Source organism: Gilliamella sp. wkB292 (assembly GCF_001690235.1).
Taxonomy (GTDB): Bacteria; Pseudomonadota; Gammaproteobacteria; order Enterobacterales; family Orbaceae; genus Gilliamella; species Gilliamella apicola_F.
In genome coordinates this window covers 12276-30687 of sequence record NZ_LZGO01000045.1, presented here as the reverse complement: position 1 = coordinate 30687, position 18412 = coordinate 12276, and the positions used below count along the sequence as shown (strand labels likewise).

At 35.6% G+C, this 18412-nt stretch carries 15 protein-coding genes; 5 read left to right on the top strand and 10 right to left on the bottom strand.

Annotation, left to right across the window (positions count from 1 at the left end; translation table 11 throughout):
* Positions 1-96 precede the first annotated feature (96 nt).
* The 7 genes from A9G09_RS04435 to aas all read right to left on the bottom strand — a co-directional run bounded on the left by A9G09_RS04435 (position 97) and on the right by aas (position 8424).
* Positions 97-471 (bottom strand): DUF956 family protein, encoded by a 375-nt coding sequence (locus tag A9G09_RS04435; protein ID WP_065633699.1) that lies wholly within the window; start codon positions 469-471, stop codon positions 97-99.
* A gap of 148 nt (positions 472-619) precedes the next feature.
* Entirely contained in the window at positions 620-1531 is a 912-nt protein-coding gene (locus A9G09_RS04430; protein WP_065633698.1) for a PTS system mannose/fructose/sorbose family transporter subunit IID, read from the bottom strand.
* 16 nt (positions 1532-1547) lie between these two features.
* Entirely contained in the window at positions 1548-2348 is an 801-nt protein-coding gene (locus tag A9G09_RS04425) for a PTS mannose/fructose/sorbose transporter subunit IIC (RefSeq protein ID WP_065633697.1), read from the bottom strand.
* A gap of 20 nt (positions 2349-2368) precedes the next feature.
* Positions 2369-3337 (bottom strand): mannose/fructose/sorbose PTS transporter subunit IIA, encoded by a 969-nt coding sequence (locus tag A9G09_RS04420; RefSeq protein ID WP_065633696.1) that lies wholly within the window; start codon positions 3335-3337, stop codon positions 2369-2371.
* Between the two features lie 846 nt (positions 3338-4183).
* Positions 4184-5095 (bottom strand): N-acetylmuramic acid 6-phosphate etherase, encoded by a 912-nt coding sequence (gene murQ, locus A9G09_RS04415; protein WP_065633695.1) that lies wholly within the window; start codon positions 5093-5095, stop codon positions 4184-4186.
* Positions 5082-6290: a lysophospholipid transporter LplT gene (lplT, locus tag A9G09_RS04410; protein ID WP_218056832.1), complete on the bottom strand. Its 1209-nt coding sequence runs from the start codon at positions 6288-6290 to the stop codon at positions 5082-5084. The genes murQ and lplT overlap by 14 nt, the downstream gene beginning before the upstream one ends.
* Positions 6283-8424 carry a bifunctional acyl-ACP--phospholipid O-acyltransferase/long-chain-fatty-acid--ACP ligase gene (gene aas / locus A9G09_RS04405; protein WP_065633694.1) on the bottom strand — a complete coding sequence of 714 codons (2142 nt, stop codon included), beginning with the start codon at positions 8422-8424 and terminating at the stop codon, positions 6283-6285. Before aas ends, lplT begins: the two co-directional genes overlap by 8 nt.
* Before the next feature lie 194 nt (positions 8425-8618).
* Between aas and A9G09_RS04400 the strand changes: the two genes are divergently transcribed.
* Positions 8619-9593 carry an ornithine cyclodeaminase family protein gene (locus A9G09_RS04400; protein WP_065633719.1) on the top strand — a complete coding sequence of 325 codons (975 nt, stop codon included), beginning with the start codon at positions 8619-8621 and terminating at the stop codon, positions 9591-9593.
* Positions 9594-9662: 69 nt separating this feature from the next.
* Here A9G09_RS04400 and gpsA read toward each other — a convergent pair whose 3' ends face one another.
* The 3 genes from gpsA to A9G09_RS04385 are packed head-to-tail and all read right to left on the bottom strand — an operon-like array spanning position 9663 to position 11664.
* Positions 9663-10676, bottom strand: a complete 1014-nt coding sequence (gene gpsA / locus A9G09_RS04395) for an NAD(P)H-dependent glycerol-3-phosphate dehydrogenase (protein ID WP_065633693.1) — start codon at positions 10674-10676, stop codon at positions 9663-9665.
* Between the two features lie 44 nt (positions 10677-10720).
* Positions 10721-11194 carry a protein-export chaperone SecB gene (secB, locus tag A9G09_RS04390; RefSeq protein ID WP_065633692.1) on the bottom strand — a complete coding sequence of 158 codons (474 nt, stop codon included), beginning with the start codon at positions 11192-11194 and terminating at the stop codon, positions 10721-10723.
* Positions 11195-11223: 29 nt separating this feature from the next.
* Positions 11224-11664 (bottom strand): rhodanese-like domain-containing protein, encoded by a 441-nt coding sequence (locus tag A9G09_RS04385; RefSeq protein WP_065633691.1) that lies wholly within the window; start codon positions 11662-11664, stop codon positions 11224-11226.
* A 730-nt stretch (positions 11665-12394) separates the two neighbouring features.
* Here A9G09_RS04385 and glnA point away from each other — a divergent pair.
* From glnA to A9G09_RS04365, 4 genes are all read left to right on the top strand, one after another.
* On the top strand, positions 12395-13804 hold the full coding sequence (gene glnA / locus A9G09_RS04380) for a glutamate--ammonia ligase (RefSeq protein ID WP_065633690.1): 1410 nt from the start codon (positions 12395-12397) through the stop codon (positions 13802-13804).
* Between the two features lie 73 nt (positions 13805-13877).
* Positions 13878-14927: a nitrogen regulation protein NR(II) gene (gene glnL / locus A9G09_RS04375; RefSeq protein ID WP_065633689.1), complete on the top strand. Its 1050-nt coding sequence runs from the start codon at positions 13878-13880 to the stop codon at positions 14925-14927.
* 11 nt (positions 14928-14938) lie between these two features.
* On the top strand, positions 14939-16378 hold the full coding sequence (gene glnG / locus A9G09_RS04370; RefSeq protein ID WP_065633688.1) for a nitrogen regulation protein NR(I): 1440 nt from the start codon (positions 14939-14941) through the stop codon (positions 16376-16378).
* Positions 16379-17032: 654 nt separating this feature from the next.
* Positions 17033-18232: a hypothetical protein gene (locus A9G09_RS04365; protein ID WP_065633687.1), complete on the top strand. Its 1200-nt coding sequence runs from the start codon at positions 17033-17035 to the stop codon at positions 18230-18232.
* Positions 18233-18412: the final 180 nt, after the last annotated feature.

Here is an 18412-nt window from a genome sequence, read left to right as displayed (position 1 = left end):
TACTAAAATCAGCTTAAAAATTTTATCAATTTATTAGGAATAATAACATGATAAATTAATATATTAATTTATTTGTGTATTTTACTTAATATTGTCTTAATTTTTTGTTTTTTTCTTAAAGAAAGCTCGTTTTAACACGTCAAAAAAACCTAATGAACGCACCATTTTTGGCCCATCAATATAAACACGAATGGCTCTAAGTACTTGTTTAGGTTGTTTAGAAGCAAAAGTAAAAGTACCATCTTTTTTGGTTTGAATTGAATAACGTGGAATCCATTTACCACCAAATAGTACCGATGCAATAACAAAATCGACTTCATTCCAAGGGATTTGAATATATTTGCGCGGGTCATGCTGATGATAAAACTCAAAAGCTTTGTCTCCGATTATGATATTGCCATATTCAGTTAAACCAGTAAATGCTGTTGCTTTTACCGTTAAATCAATCTTCGTGTTTAATGATTGAACCATCTATTGTGTTCCCAAGCTGGACTTGAATTAGTGATGATATCCTTTTCATCATCGTTATGTGATGAAAAGGATAGTTTGATTATTAAGAAATTGTTGCTTTAAACTAAAACGGTATTTTTTAAAAATACGTTGGTTAAAACATTATCTTTTATAAAAGACCAATAACGTGGCCAATAATACCTACAACAAATAATCCAAGGATAATGATAATAGGTGAGACTTTTTTACGTAGTAACCACATACATAAAAATGTTAAAAGTAATGGTACAAGTCCTGGTATTAATTGATCCAAGTTATTTTGCAAGGTAGTAACTTTTTCTTGTGTCAAAGATAATCCAGCTTGCATTTGTTGCAATGCTTTTTGAATGCCTTCCGCACCAGCTGGTAAAGCATTCCAATCAATAAATGCACCATTATCTAATTTTACGGTTGAAACGACTGGTTGGAATTTTATTGATACCCACCTTTGTACCAAAGCTGCTAGTACAAACATCCCTAAAATAGACGCACCTTTCGTAATTTTTTGGAGTAAACCACCAGATAAATTATCGGTAATTTTTGAGCCAGTACGATAACCAAATTCTTGGGTATACCACATAAAGCTCCAACGAATAATGTTCCAAAGTAAAAAGAATAGAATTGGTCCCATAATGTTACCACTAAGTGCAAGTGAAGCTCCAAGCGCACCAAGCATCGGTCTTACTGTAAACCAGAATACTGGATCACCCACACCAGCTAACGGTCCCATCATCCCGACTTTTACACCTTGGATAGCAACATCATCAACCGCAGCACCGTTGGCTCGCTCTTCTTCTAGTGCAAGCGTTACCCCTAGCACAGGTGATGCTAAATAGGGGTGAGTGTTAAAAAACTCTAAGTGACGTTTTAATGCAGCAGAACGATCTTCTTTGCTGGTATATAATTTTTTGATAGCTGGGATCATTGAGTAAACCCAACCACCATTTTGCATACGTTCATAATTCCAAGAACCTTGGAGGAAAGTCGAACGCCAAGCAACCGCTAAACGATCTTTTTTGCTTAATTGAATTCTATCAGTCATTTTTTTCTCCAAGTTCCTAGTAATCATTTAAAATGTCGTCAAGTGGATCGCCTTTATCGCCACCATTTGAAGAGTTTCCGCGTTCAGAAAGGCTAAGATAGATTAACGCCAAGGCAATACCAAGCGCACCTAGTGCAATTAAGGTTAATTGTGATATCGCTGCAACTACAAAGCCAATAATGAAAAATGGCCATACTTCGCGGTTTGCCATCATATTAATGACCATGGCATAACCAACCGCAACAACCATTCCTCCGCCTATTGCCATACCTGTTGTTAACCATTCTGGCATCGCTTCTAATGCGCCTTTTACCGTTTCAGCAGGGATAAATAAAAGAGCTGCTGCTGGGATTGCGATTCTTAGACCTTGCAAGCAGATACCCAAAATTTGCAATAATTCTATTTTACGAATATTTGCTTCTTCTGCTGCGGCATCCATCATATGGACTAATGGCACAGCAATGGTTCGCACAATCATAGTTAAGAATAATCCAGCAACAGCAAGTGGAATCGCAACTGCAATTGCGGTCGAAACACCAGCGACACCTTGCCCACCTAAAACTAAAATGATGGATGAAGCCACTGCGGCTAATGCTGCATCAGGTGCAACTGCTGCCCCAATGTTTGCCCAACCTAATGCAATCATTTGTAATGATCCGCCTAATACAATACCCGCTTCTAAATTTCCGGTCACAAGTCCAATTAATGAACAAGCAACCAAAGGTTGATGAAATTGAAACTGATCTAAAATCCCTTCCATACCCGCTAGAAAGGCAATAACTATCACCAAAATGATAGCAATAATTGATAATGTCATAATATAACCTCTTAAATAAACTAATTCTTTTGCTCAGCTAATTCTTGTTTCGCTTTCTTTAATAATTCATCCATATTATCGTTAGAATCATTAGGCACTTTACGAACGTCAAATTTGACGTTTTTAGCTTTTAACTTTTCAAAGGTTTCAACGTCTTGTGCATTCATTGATAACACTTTATTAACCATGACTTTACCCACAGAATGTGCCATCGAACCAACATTGACAACATTGATATCAACACCACCTTCGATGGTTCTTAGTACATCTTCAGGATTTTCAAATAGCAATAAAGCTTTGGTATTACCAAAACGCGGATCACGCGAAACTTCAATAATTTTTTTAATAGGCACGACGTTTGCTTTCACGCCAGGAGGCGCAGCTTCTTCAATCAGTTTTTTTCTTAACTGATCCTTAGCAACTGAATCTGATACGACAATAATACGAGTCGGATTGGTTGATTTTGTCCAAGAAGTGGCGACTTGACCATGTAATAAGCGAGAATCGATACGAGCTAGAACAATTTTCATCTTTCCATCACCGACAACTGTTCCTTCAGGAATAGCGGCAGAGGGTTTAGATGTTTGTGTTTTGGCAGGTTCAACCGTTGCGCGAATGCCTTCTTTGGCGGATTCTAAAATTGCTGAGGCAATTTCTTTAGCTGTTTCCATCGAAAAGCGTGATGAGTAAGCTTCAATTAACATAGGTAAGTTTAAACCAGCTACAATCGCCCAATTACTGTGTTCACCACATAAATTATTTGCTTGATTGAAAGGTGTTCCGCCCCATAAATCCACTAAAAAAAGCACTTCATCTTGATTATCGAATGTTGCTATTGCAGCAAGCATTCGCTCTTTTAAACTTTCAGGACTGTCACTTGGATGCAAGGTAACCGCTTTAACGTTTTCTTGCTCACCAAATATCATCGTTCCTGATTGTAGAATCCCTTCTGCAAACTCACCATGAGTTGCAAGAATAATTCCTACCATACACGCTCCTCCAAATATTTATCTCATTGGATAATAAAAAATTACTTTAAATGGGCTCCAAAAACTAGTTTGGTTTAGTTAAGTCATATGTAAAAACATTGAACATAAATACTCTGCTTATAAAAAATATGGGGTACATAGTTGTTTGTAAAACAAATGTTTATATTCCTAATTTTTATATAATTAACTGTTAAATCATAACATTTATTAATAAGTTAAGTATAGATAATCTATTTTTTTATAGAAGAATTTTATCTATTTTTAAAGAATCATTTATTCTAGTTACGAAATTTTTGCTAATTATTGATCATCCATTTAATAATGGATACTGTTATTTTAATTATTTGTGATAATAAGTGTTGAAGCTATTTAGGTGGGTATTATTATTTTATCGATTGATTATTAAGATAGTGGCTTAGTAATAACGAATTAACGCAAAATTAATTATAAGTTATTCAATCCATAGTAAGGGATTTTGATATTGATCAATAAGTTGTTGACTGAAACCTCTACCGTTTTAGACTTCTGAGATAATTTTCTTCAAAAGCTAATTGATTGTTCTTTGTCCATTTCGTTAGGTATGTTTCGCTAACATGCAAATCAATATCGTTGCTGTTTTTTATTTTAAGGATTTTTTTATCACTCAACTTTAGATCACATCAAACAATGTCAAAGATAACTGATGTGATCTATACGCTAAATTAGATTGTCTTAGTTTTTTGATTTACCAAATGCAACTTTAAAAATCAAATTAAGGTTACTTTTGTCAAATGCACTATTTGCTATTTTTTAAAAAATACATATGAACTAAACATCATCTTTTTTAGAGTTATTTTCATCGTTATTTTATAAACCATGATCTTTTAGCGCACTACGAATAAATCCATTATTTTCTGATAAGATTTTTTTTGCTTGCATAAAAGATAGGTTACCTAAAATCATTAAAATAGCCGTTTTACAGTGTCGATTACTTTGTTGTAATGCTAAAGTCGCTGTTTGTCGGTCACAATCGGTTGCTTGCATAACAATTGATATTTGGCGCTCAATCAGTTTAGCATTGGTTGCTTCAACATCTACCATTAAATTACCGTAAACTTTGCCAATTTTAATCATACTTGCTGTGGTTAACATATTTAGTACAAGTTTTTGTGCTGTGCCTGCTTTCATTCTTGATGAACCGGTGATCACTTCCGCACCAACAATGGGGGTGATAGCGATATCGGCTAATTCAAGCATTGGAGCTTTGGGATTGCAACATAAGCTTACAACTTTGCACCCCAGTGATTTAGCAAAGTGCATGGCACCAAGAACATAAGGTGTGCGCCCACTAGCTGCAATTCCGACTAAAACATCGTTTGCTGATAAATTGATCTTGGTTAAATCATGTTCAGCTAATTGTGGATTGTCTTCAGCATTTTCAACAGCATGAAAGATTGCCTGCTGGCCACCAGCGATTAAGCCGATAACCAGTTCAGGCGGTGTGCCATAAGTTGGTGGGCATTCACTGGCATCTAAAATACCTAAACGCCCCGATGTGCCAGCACCAATGTAAATTAATCTACCTTGATTTAACAAAGCGTGACTAATTACCTCTACTGCTTGAGCTATGTTGCTTAATTCTTGCTCTACTGCTAAGGCAACTTTTTTATCTTCATTATTGATAATTTTGAGAATTTCTAATGTGGAGCAGCTATCAATTTGTTCACTATCTGGATTACGGCTCTCGGTTAACATTGAAGATAAATTAATGTTTTGCATGTTTTCTTAATCCTAGCCATAGAAAGAATATTACTAGTGTAAATAAGCAACCAAAGCCTACACCAATAGCAATAACAGGGAGGTTGAGCGCAACAGCTAAGGTATAAAGCCCTAACATGATCATCATTGCACTATATTCGCTTAAGTTTTGGATTGATATGACACTACCTGCACCAACTAAATCTTTGCCCATTTTTTGAATTAAAGCATTAAGTGGCACTAAGAAGAATCCACCTAGTGCACCAATGATAACTAATAAAATATAGGATGAAATAATATGGCTTTGCAATGTAAAAACTATAACGGCTATGCCCATCATGATTCCAGCAGGAATACAACGTAATGTTTTATCGATTGAAATAAACACGCTAGCTAAACCAGCACCAATTACAATACCGATGGCAACAATGGCATTAAGATTGGTCGGGGTTGAATTGTCAACAATACCTAAAACCACAGGCACCCAGCTAATCAATAAAAAACGTAATGTAATGCCTGCTCCCCAAAATAGGCTGGTGCCTAATAACGTATATAGCGCTTGTTTATTACTGAAGATGATTTTCACTGTGTGGGTAAAATCTTTCACCATACTGGTAAATTTCCAGTGAATATCTTTTCTTGCAGCCGGTAACTTGGGAATAAATATGTTAGCAATTACGGCGAGTGCATACATTAAAACGCAAGTAAGTAAGGATGCACTGACATTCATATCGGCAATATGCCCACCAGCCAAAGAACCTAGCAAAATTGCTGCAATTGTTGATGCTTCAATTAAACCATTTGCTTTTATTAACTTATCACCTGATGTTAGCTCGCCTAAAATACCATATTTTGCTGGAGAGTAACCAGCAGCGCCTATACCCACTAAAAAATAACCGATAAATGGACTAATATTTAAGCAGATACTTGCTGCACCAATTAATTTTAGACCATTGGCTATCATCATCGCTTTGCCTTTGGACATACTATCGGCAAATTGGCCTACAAAAGGTGAAAGAATTATAAAAGGAACAACAAAGCTAATTTGTAATACTGACTGGCTCCATTGTGGGTAATGCAAATTTTTAATATAAGCAAGGATAGCAAAAAAGATCGCATTATCCGCAAATGCTGAAAAAAACTGCGCTAGCATGGTTGCCACCATGCCTTTGCTTAATAGTGAATATTGTTTCATAGTAGATTCTGACTTATTCATCGGCCATTTTTCTTAGCGTAATAAAATCGATTTTACCTGTGCCAAGTAATGGTAACTCTTTAACAACCCGAATATCTCGCGGTATGGCTAGTGTTGGTATACCAAGTTGTTGAGCGGCTTGATTGAGTAATTCTCGATTAATATTAGACGATGTGGTAAACAGTACGATTGCTTCGCCTTTAGACGAGTCTGTTTTTACCGTTGCACCATTCATCGAATCGGGATCGACTTTTTTGGCTAGAGCTTCAACACTTTCTAATGACACCATTTCACCGGCAATCTTAGCAAATCGTTTTAAGCGTCCTTTAATCGTGACAAAACCTTCGTTATCAATAGCAACAATATCGCCAGTATCATACCAGCCTTTTTCGGTCTTGCCGTTTTCATCTGTGGCTACAGGGGGCTCAAGCTTACCTGGATTTTCAACACGCAAGTAGCCTTTCATGACATTAGGCCCTTTTAGTTGTAGTTCGCCACCATCGGTAATCCCTGATATAGGAATTATTCGTGAAATCATACCAGGCAATAACCGTCCAACTGTGCCAGCTTTAAAGGCCATAGGCACATTAAGAGCAACAACCGGTGCACATTCGGTCACACCATAACCTTCTAAAATACGAATACCATATTTATCTTTCCATTGTTCTCGAACAGAATCGGGTAGTTTTTCGGCACCGGCAACTACGTAACGTAAGCGCATAAAATCATAAGGGTGAGCATATCGCGCATAGTTAGCTAAGAATGTTGGTGTACCAAATAAAACAGTACAATTTTGGTCATAGATAATTTCGGGTACCATACGGTAGTGTAATGGATTTGGATATAAAAAGGTTCGACTGCCCGAAAACAGCGGTAAAAATAGACCAGCAGTAATGCCAAAAGCATGAAACAGTGGTAAGGCTGACATAAAACGGTCTGCTGGTGTTGGATCGATAACTGTTCGAATTTGCTCTACATTGGCAATCAAACTATTATGGCTATGAACCACACCTTTAGGATTACCTTCAGAGCCGGAAGTAAAGAGTACTAAAGCTTCATCATCGCTAGATTGACGACGCTGAACCAAACGTGGAATATATTGATGAATTAAAATATATAATTTATCACTGAAAGTTAAGCTTTTACGTAAATCTTCAAGGAAATACCATTTAACACCCTTGACTTCTTCAAGCAAATAATCAAGCTTCCCTTTTTTGATGAATTTTCGAGAAGTAATAATGGTTTTAATTTCAGCCGCTGTTACCGCACAAGTTATGCCTTTAGTACCCGCTGTATAATTAAGCATTGCTGGAATTCTGTTTTTAACCGATAAACCAAAAATAGTTGCAACAGTAATTGTAGCGTTTGGTAATAACAGACCGACTCGTTCTTTTCTTTTGGTAATTTTAGCAATGATGCAGCTAACACCAATAATTTGTTTAAGAAGGTTTCGGTATGATGCTTCTGATGTTGTCGGGTCTTGCACCATTCGTGATTTAACCCCGTATTTTACTTGTGCTTCAAGTAAAGCTTCGAATAGTGTCAATTTAGGGCGACTTGCCATACGGGCATTCATCATAATTTCATGCAGTTTTTCACCTGCTATGTAACGCCTGTCTCTGGCTTTTGGCGCATTTGGCATTGGAATAGAGGTCGGCTCAAGAACATGAATAGTTATCTTTGGAAACAAATGCCGTTTGAATAATCCTTTTAAACGACTGGTTAGGGTAAATTCTGCTCCTTCAATCCAAACAGGTACGATAGTCGCTTTAGAACGAGCCGCAACAAAAGCCGCGCCGTCATAAATTTTCATTAACGAACCTGTTATTGTGATTCGGCCTTCAGGGAAAATAACAATTGGACGACCTTTTTCAATTTCACGAACTAATCGTTTTATTGCCATAGGACTGATAGGATCCATTGGCACAAAATCAACATAATGCTTTGCTAAACGTACCAACCAATGGTCTATATAGCCTGCATAAATAGCAAAGACAGGTTTTACTGGTAAAAAAACACCGATTAAAACGCCATCGAGAAAGGAAACATGATTAGGCGTGATAAGAAGCCTATCTTGTTTTAAATTATCTAGATTGCCATGAACTTTAACATGAAATAAAATCTTAAGGAAAAATTTTAGTATTTTAAATAACATCTGATTTCTCAATTGTCGTGCAAAATTACACTTTGTCATAATAGTGAAAAAGTAAGCAATATACAAGATAAGCAATTTATCCTGTTATTTGAATTAAAACAAAACATTATTATAAAGGCCATTGGGGTTACTGAATAATTAGACAATTGATGTTGGTCAAAAAAATAAGCATTAAAAAATGGACTGGAGATAAAATGTTAATATTAACGGCTGATGAGATTAAAAAAGTTTATACCATGCAAGATGCGATTGCAGCAGATAAGCAAGCTTTGAAAATTTATACTGAGGGTAACAGTGAGGTTCCATTACGGATTAATTTTGATATGCAAAAAGGTCAAAGCTTATTTATGCCTGCACATATAAAAGGTAGCGATATTGTCGGCATTAAAATTGTGTCAGTCTTTCCTGATAACCCAGCCTTAGGCAAGCCATCAGTACCGGCACAAGTATTATTGCTTGATCCACAAACTGGTGAAGTTTGTGCCATGTTAGATGGTACTTATGTTACTCAACTTCGAACTGGCGCGGTACAAGGAGCAGCAACAGATTTATTAGCGCGAAAAGATGCTCGTCGAGCGGTATTAATTGGTACGGGAGGGCAAGCTGTATCTCAGTTGGAAGCGATGCTTACTGTTCGTCCACTAACGGATGTGGCCATTTTTGATATTGATAGTGAAAAAGCTAAACAGTTCACAGAAGAGATGAAAAGACGTTTTGAACATTTCTCTACTAACTTTTATTACTCACAAGACTTGGATCAAGATATTAGTCGAGCCGATATTATTACTTCTGTGACGACTTCAAAAGTAGCAACGTTTAATGGCGAAAACGTTAAACCAGGTACTCATATCAATGGTGTTGGTGCTTATACGCCAGAAATGCATGAAATTCCAAGTGATATCGTGAAAAAATCGTCTATTCGTGTTCTTGATACTAAAGAAGGTGTTTTTGCTGAAGCTGGCGATATCATCGATCCGATCAATCAAAAGTTAGTATCTAAAGATGATTTTTTAGAATTAGGCAATCTAGTGATGAATTCTACGCTATGTCGTGAAAATGATCAGCAAATTACGTTATTTAAAACCGTTGGTACCGCTGTGCTAGATGTTTACGTTGGCTATGATATTTATTTAAAAGCCAAACAAAAAGAAATCGGCTTAACAATATAAAATAGGGCAATAGCCCTATTTTTTGACACAACTTTTTAAGTAAGCAATAACCTTTTATCGATATAGAGCTTAACTTTTTAATTCTTCTTTTTGTGAACGCCCAAGTAATGCCATTGCCGCTTGTTTTGGATCTTTATGTTCATATAGAACTTGATAAATTTGTTCTGTAATTGGCATATCGACGTGATAGTTTTTAGCTAATAACCATACTTCTTTGGTATTTTTATATCCTTCAACAACTTGAGCGATAGTTTTTTGTGCTTCTTCAATGGTTTTATTTTGACCTAATAATATACCAAAACGACGATTACGTGATTGATTATCAGTACAAGTTAAGACCAGATCGCCAAGCCCAGCCATGCCCATAAAGGTAGCAGGGTCGGCGCCAAGTTTAGCACCTAATCGCATCATTTCAGCGAGCCCTCGGGTAATTAGCGCTGTTCGGGCATTGGCACCAAAACCCAGCCCATCGGATAGACCTGCACCAATAGCAATAACATTTTTGACAGCGCCACCCAGTTGTACGCCAATAAAATCTTTACTGCTATAAACTCGAAAACTTTTGCTACAGTGAAATAAATTCTGTAACTCAGTTAAAAACAAATCATCGGTTGATGCAACGGTTACCGCAGTAGGTAAACCTGATGCGACTTCTTTAGCAAAGGTCGGACCAGAAATAACTGCTAAAGGAATTTCATTGCCTAGAATTTCCCTTGCTACATCTTGTAATAAGCGTCCTGTGTCAGCTTCTAAACCCTTTGTCGCCCAAACGATTTTTGAATCTTTACGTAAAAAAGGTTTAATTTGCTTAAGAATACTAGCAAAAGCGTGACTAGGAACTACAATAAGTAGGATGGGTGCAGCATTAACAGCGGTTTGTAAATCCGTTTCAACCTGTAACTCAGCTGGGAAAGCAATATCTGGTAAAAATTGCTTATTTTGCCTATCGTGCTGCAAAATAGTCATTTTATCAGGGTTATGACCCCATAATAGTGTTGGATGACCATTACGAGCCAGCAATATTGCTAAAGAGGTTCCATAGGAACCTGCTCCAATGACTGTTACTACAGCACTTTTTTTCATAAATAATCCAATAAACTGATTAAAAATTTATTGCCAAACAACCACTATTGTAGTGTTTCAGCAGAATTAGCTTCAGCTTGTTGTTGAAGATAATTAAGGAATAGTGCATCAAAATTTACTGGCTCTAAATTGAGTTGAGGGAATGTACCTTTGGTCACTAAACTTGACACGACTTCACGAGCATAAGGGAATAAGATATTTGGACAATAAGCCCCAACGCAGTGTTGGATTTGGTTTTCGTCAAAGCCAATTAATGAAAAAATACCGGCTTGAGTAACTTCACATATATACACAACTTCATCTTGTGACTTCACTGTTACTGTGACGCGCAAAGCAACTTCATACACGCTTTCGTTCAAAATTTGAGATGATGAATTAAGCTCAATATTCATGTCTGGTTGCCATTGTTTTGTAAAAATTTCTGGCACATTATTGGTTTCGAACGAAACATCTTTAGTATAAATACGTTGAATTGCAAATTGTGTTTCTGCTTGTTGTGTATTGTTTTGTTCAGTCATGATAAAACCTTATTTATTTTTGAATTATATTATTTTCTAACTAATGGTAAATTTTCGCCATTCCATCCAGCAATGCCATCTTTTAGGGCATAAACATGTAAAAAACCTTGTTTTACAAGAATTTCACCAATATTTGTTGATGATAAACCATTTTCATCAATTAAAATAATGAGATCCTCTTTGAATTTATCAATGGTTTTGGCGCTCGCATTTTTAATATCAATCGGCAAAACATTATGAGATTCAGTCACATGCCCTTTTTTAAAGCTATCAGCCGAGCGAATATCAACAATAACGGCATTTTGTTTATTGATCATATTGATTGCTTGGGCATTATTAATGATCTTAACTTTCGATAATTTGCTTTTAATTGTTAATACAATGATTGCAATAAATAACACAACCCAACCGAGTGAAAGTAAAAGGTGATTTTTTACAAAAGGAATAATTTCGAGTGTAATAAAGTCCATACTTATGTGATTACCTGATTTTTTCGATATAAGCTATGATTATAGCGATATTATGCGGTGAAATATAGTACCATTATGTGAAAACATTATTTAATGTCATGATGATTATTCGATTTTAAGTTAAAAATAGATAACTTTAGACAGAGTTATATTGATAATCGGCTCCTTAATTGATTAATGTTTTTCTAATTTAGTAATGTCAATTCCAATCAAATATTTTTCAAATAAAGCTGAGGAATCTTAATTAGCTTTTCCTATTTTTGTACATAATGGTGACCGATTCTTCTGGTTTGTTTCAATATTAACCATCAAACAACCAACACGTAAAACTTACTTTTTCTATTACTCAAATAACACTGAGCAAAACAAAAAATTATTATTTAATTATCTTTAGGTATTGAAAAGTGCTGAAGTAAAGTTTAAACAGCATATCTGTATGCACCAAAACTGAAAAATTTATAAAAGCTGCAACTGTATATGACCTTATTTTATATTGGCTCTAGTTTAAGCTTTGTGATCTTTAATTAGGTCGCAATGATTTGTTTTGGTGCATTACTTTGGTGCTTATTGCTTTATTTTGGTGCGATAATAATATTTGTGTTATTATCAGGTTAGCTTATTGACCACTTGAGCGTGGTTAAAAAATGGCATCATATTTGCATAACTGTAAACAACTTGGCAAAAATGCCTTTTAAACTGAACAATTATTTGTCCTTAATGGAGAAGATACATGTCTACACAAAAAGTTTTAACACTAATTAAAGAAAACGATGTTAAGTTTGTTGATTTACGTTTTACCGACACAAAAGGTAAAGAACAACACGTAACAATTCCTGTTAGCCAAATTGATGCTGATTTCTTTGAAGATGGTAAGATGTTTGACGGTTCATCAATTGCAGGTTGGAAAGGTATTAATGAATCAGACATGGTATTAATGCCAGATGCATCAAGTGCGGTAATTGATCCATTTTTTGAAGATGTTACATTGAATTTGCGTTGTGATGTTTTAGAACCAGCGACATTACAAGGTTATGATCGTGACCCTCGTTCAATTGCTAAACGTGCTGAAGAGTTTTTAAAATCATCAGGTATTGCTGATACAGTTATTTTTGGACCAGAACCAGAATTTTTCTTATTTGATGATGTGCGTTTTGGTACGCCAATGTCTGGTAGCTTTGTACATATTGATGATATCGAAGCAGCTTGGAACTCAGGTACTAAATATGAAGAAGGCAATAAAGGCCATCGTCCGGCAGTTAAAGGTGGTTACTTCCCACTTCCTCCTGTTGATTCTTCACAAGATATTCGTTCTGAAATGTGTTTAATTATGGAGCAATTAGGTTTAGTTGTTGAAGCGCATCACCATGAAGTGGCAACAGCAGGTCAAAACGAAATTGCTTGCCGTTTCAATACATTAACTAAAAAAGCCGATGAAGTGCAAATTTATAAGTATGTAGTACAAAATGTTGCTCATGCTTATGGCAAAACAGCAACATTTATGCCTAAACCGATGTTTGGTGATAATGGTTCAGGTATGCACTGCCACCAATCATTAGCTAAAGATGGGGTAAACTTATTTGCAGGCGATAAATATGCGGGCCTATCTGAAATGGCGCTATATTATATCGGTGGTATCATTAAACATGCTAAAGCAATTAATGCCTTTACCAACCCTGCAACTAACTCGTATAAACGTTTAGTACCCGGTTATGAAGCACCAGTGATGCTTGCTTACTCAGCACGTAACCGCTCTGCGTCAATTCGTATCCCTGTTGTGACTAGCCCTAAAGCACGTCGTATTGAAGTTCGCTTCCCAGATCCAGCCGGTAACCCATACTTGTCATTTGCGGCACAGTTAATGGCTGGTTTAGATGGTATTATCAATAAAATTCATCCGGGCGATGCGATGGATAAAAACTTATACGATCTACCACCAGAAGAGTCTAAATTAATTCCACAAGTGGCTGGCTCACTTGAAGAAGCACTTAATGCTTTAGATGCTGATCGTGAGTTCTTAACTCGTGGTAACGTATTTACTAATGACACTATCGATGCTTATATTGATTTAAAACGTCAAGATGTTGATCGTGTTCGTATGACTCCACATCCTGTTGAATTTGAGTTGTACTATAGTTTATAAGTTATTTTCGATTTAACTTAAATCTTCCACCGCTAATCAGCGGTGGTTTTTAGCGAGGGCGGGAATTCAAACGATGACATTTGATAATGAATCTGATGCGAATCTTGTTCTCGATTCAATAATCACAAGTATTTTATTGCTCGATAAAAATCTTCATATTCTTTATGCCAATACGGCAGCTCAGCAATTATTATCGCAAAGCACAAAAAAATTATTAGAGAGTTATTTGCCTGATTTATTGAGTTATTATTCATTAGATTTTGAACTCATGTTAAGTGCGTTAGAACAAAATCAAGGTTTTACGGATAATGAAGTAAATTTAGTGATTAATAATGAATTGCATATTTTATCATTAACGGCACAATTATTAGCAAATGGACGCATTCTTATTGAAATGGCTCCATTAAATAACCATAAGCGCCTTAGCCAAGAGCAATTACAACAAGCTCAACAAAGTGCAGCTCGAGAATTAGTTCGTGGACTTGCTCATGAGATTAAAAATCCATTAGGCGGTCTGCGTGGTGCGGCTCAATTATTATCTCGGGAATTACCCAAAAATGAGCTACAAGATTATACACAAATTATTATTGAGCAAGCCGATAGGCTCAGAAATTTGGTTGATAGATTATTAGGCCCTCAGCAGCGGTTACAGCAAAAAGAACAAAATATTCACAAAGCAATAGAACGAATCTATGCTTTACTCTGTTTAGAAAAGCCTATTAATATTCAAATTTTACGTGATTATGATCCAAGTTTACCTGATTTAATTCATGATTCTGAACAGATAGAACAAGTGATTTTAAATATTGTCCGTAATGCATTGCAGGCTATAGGAACAAAAGCAGGAACAATAACGATAAGAACAAGAACGGCCTTTCAGGTGACTTTACATGGACAGCGCTATCGACTTTGTGCCCGCATTGATATCGAAGACAATGGACCAGGCGTACCGGTTCATATACAAGATACCTTGTTTTATCCAATGGTGAGTGGTTATGAGGGGGGAACAGGAATTGGACTTTCGATTGCACATAATATAGTCGATCAGCATCATGGAAAAATTGAATTTAATAGTTGGCCTGGACATACTGAATTTTCTGTCTATTTGCCAATTAAACAATGAGGTAAATTAAAATGAATGTTTGGATTGTTGATGATGATAGTTCAATTCGATGGGTATTAGAAAAAGCGCTAACCAATGCTCACTTTAACTGCGTTACTTTCGCTAATGGTCAAGAAGTGATTGATGCGTTAGATACGCATGTGCAAAAACCTGCTGTATTGATCTCGGACATCAAAATGCCAGGACTTGATGGGTTAACCTTATTACATTATGTGAAGGAACAAATACCTAATTTACCTGTAATTATCATGACAGCCCATTCGGATCTTGATGCAGCCGTCAATGCTTATCAAAAAGGTGCTTATGACTATATTCCTAAACCATTTGATGTGGATGAAGTCATTCAATTAGTTGAACGCGCAATTTTACAAACGCAAACAAACAAGACAAGTCAAACCACAACAGCAAAAGCCTCAACCGGCATTATTGGTGAAGCACCCGCGATGCAAGAGGTTTTTCGTATTATTGGGCGATTATCTAAATCATCGATTAGTGTTTTAATTAATGGTGAATCAGGAACCGGTAAAGAGTTAGTTGCTAAGGCGTTACACATTCATAGCCCGCGTTCACAATCGCCTTTTATTGCTCTTAATATGGCTGCAATTCCTAAAGATTTGATTGAATCCGAACTTTTTGGGCATGAAAAGGGCGCTTTTACTGGTGCGGCTCAAATCAGACATGGTCGATTTGAACAAGCTAATGGTGGAACCCTATTTTTGGATGAAATTGGTGATATGCCATTGGATGTACAAACGCGTTTATTACGCGTACTTGCAGATGGACAATTTTATCGTATTGGTGGTTATTCACCAGTAAAAGTCGATGTACGGATTATTGCGGCAACGCATCAAGATTTACAAGCGCGCGTACAAGAAGGTAAATTTAGGGAAGATCTTTTTCATCGTTTAAATGTTATTCGTATTTTATTACCACCGTTACGAGATAGAGCACAAGATATTCCAAAACTTGCTGAGCACTTTTTACATACAACTGCAAAAGAATTAGGTGTTGAAAGTAAAATTTTTAGTCCTGAAGCTTTAAAAATCTTATGTATGTCAAAATGGCCTGGGAATGTTAGGCAGCTTGAGAATACCTGTCGTTGGGTTACTGTTATGTCCTCCAGTAAAGAAATACTGGTACAGGATTTGCCACCTGAACTACTACAAATGTCTATGCCTAAAAATTCAATAGAGTGTGAACCCCGCTCTCAACCATTTCATCAACCAGAACCTGAAATGAATTGGCAAAATTTACTTGAAGATTGGGCTAAACAAGCACTAATTGCAGGCAAAACAGGTATATTAACCGAAGCAGTAAACGATGTTGAACGTATTTTATTAAATTGTGCGTTAAACTTTACGCGTGGTCATAAACAAGATGCCGCCCATTTATTAGGATGGGGACGTAACACATTAACAAGGAAGTTGAAAGAATTATCAGATGATACATAAAATAAATTAGATGAGCTTTGATCATTAATTAAATAAGTTAGTTTGATTACTTTTGAATTGAAGTTTTTAAACTAACTCAATCGAAGTTTAATTAATTAGCAGCTTTTCAATTCTTAACAAAAAATTTGTATATTTATTTCTGATTTTCTCTCATTATTAATTAAAACCATAATTAACATTTTTCTATTTTTAGAGCAATGTTATTCATCTAATATGATTTTGGTTTTTATTCTTTTATTAAAAAACAAGAAATAACTTTTCGCATAAAAAAACGAATTTATGTAGAAATATGTTGACATTTGGGAAGGGAAACATATATAATGTTTAAAACGCAAAACGCAAAACGCAAAACCTGTAAAACCCTATTTATCGTTAGATAAATCGTTATATTTAAGTTTATTATTTCACTCTAATCATTTTCGCTCTTCAATTAACTTTTTATTCTCCTTTTTAAAAGGAAAAAAAGCTCTTTTTAATCAGAAAATATTTAATTCAGTTTCTTTTTATTTAAAATTTATTGGTATCATTTTAGGATTAATCACTGCTAATTCAGCTAATTCGTTAACTGCCACCACTTCAGCTGCAATTCATGGCAATGCACCATATTTAACTTTTGATAATGGAGCCACTAGCAGAAATAAAACAGATCCGCTTTTGAATATTACGCTTTACGATGGCCGAAGTTATAGCATCAAAGATAGTTTATCGACAAAAAGCAACCCAATTCGGCTTCCTGCTGGAGGCGAAAAATTAAAAAATATTAAAACTCAACTTCCTTTAAATAAGCTGAAAATCAGCTTGTTAGATCTAATTTCAAGTAAGGGTTATTGGAAAGATAATGATGGTGATAAGTTGTATACTGTTTCTGGCAATTTAACGTTAACTGTTAAAAGCGCTGATGGTGAAATGGTAAATAACCCTGAGCAGCTTTTGAACGATGCTTGTAATTCTCCCTATCAACTCAGTTTAACCAGTGATAGCGGCGTTTTATCAACTCGCTATGGCTTGCCAAATTCTTCTAATTTTATTGGCAATCAAGCAGTTTACTATCTTATCCCTAATAAAGTGACTACTCCTTATTTTTGCTTTGCTCGACCTAATTTAAAGTATAATGATAGCGATCCTTTTCCAAATTTTACATCTATGTCGGGACCAACAAGTGAATGGGATGGTACTAAAGGATTTAAACTTCAAACCTTATATCAACCTTCTACCAATTTTCCAACCACAGCATCAAAAGGACTGTATTTTTATTTAACGGTAGCAGGGGCATTATCAAGTGAATTAAGCTATAGTAAATCGCCACAAAGCTCTGGGATTAGCTTAAATATTACTACAGATAATATTAAACAAATCAATGTTGCTAAAGTAGAATTTCAAGGACCAGGTAATGGTTCAAGTACTGCAGAAGCTGCAACTGCAAAAGATCCAACTACTTTTACAATTTATTCAGATAAGAATAAAAAAAATATGATATACCGTTTCACAATAAGTAAATGGTTTATAGCAAAACCTGGTTATATTGACTATCCTTCGGCTAAATCCTACTGTGAAAATTTAGGTTACAAAATAGCTAGTATTATTGAATTAACTAATGCAAATGGTTGGGAATGGCAAGGTGGTTTGCCTAATCAACCAAATAATTACCAGCGTAGAATTGGCCGAACTTTATTTGCTGAATGGGGATTTACTGATAAGAATTATTATACAAATAGTGATCTAGAGTATGGTGATTATTGGACTGGGCAAATATACGACAATCTGAATGAGCCTTATCTTGTCCATTCAGATACCGGTGATGTATATCATGGTTATCTTGGTGGTAATAAACAGCGAGTTGCTTGCGTTAACTGATAGCTTTAACACAAATTTAGTATGAAAATTATTTCCTCACAGCCAATTATAACGGTGTGGGGAGTCGCATTAATAACATTGTCATCTTCACTGGATAAAATGCATTTATTCGATTGTTATATTTCTAATCTACCTAAAACATCAATTCTTTTATTCTATTAAAGTTAATTGAATAGCTTT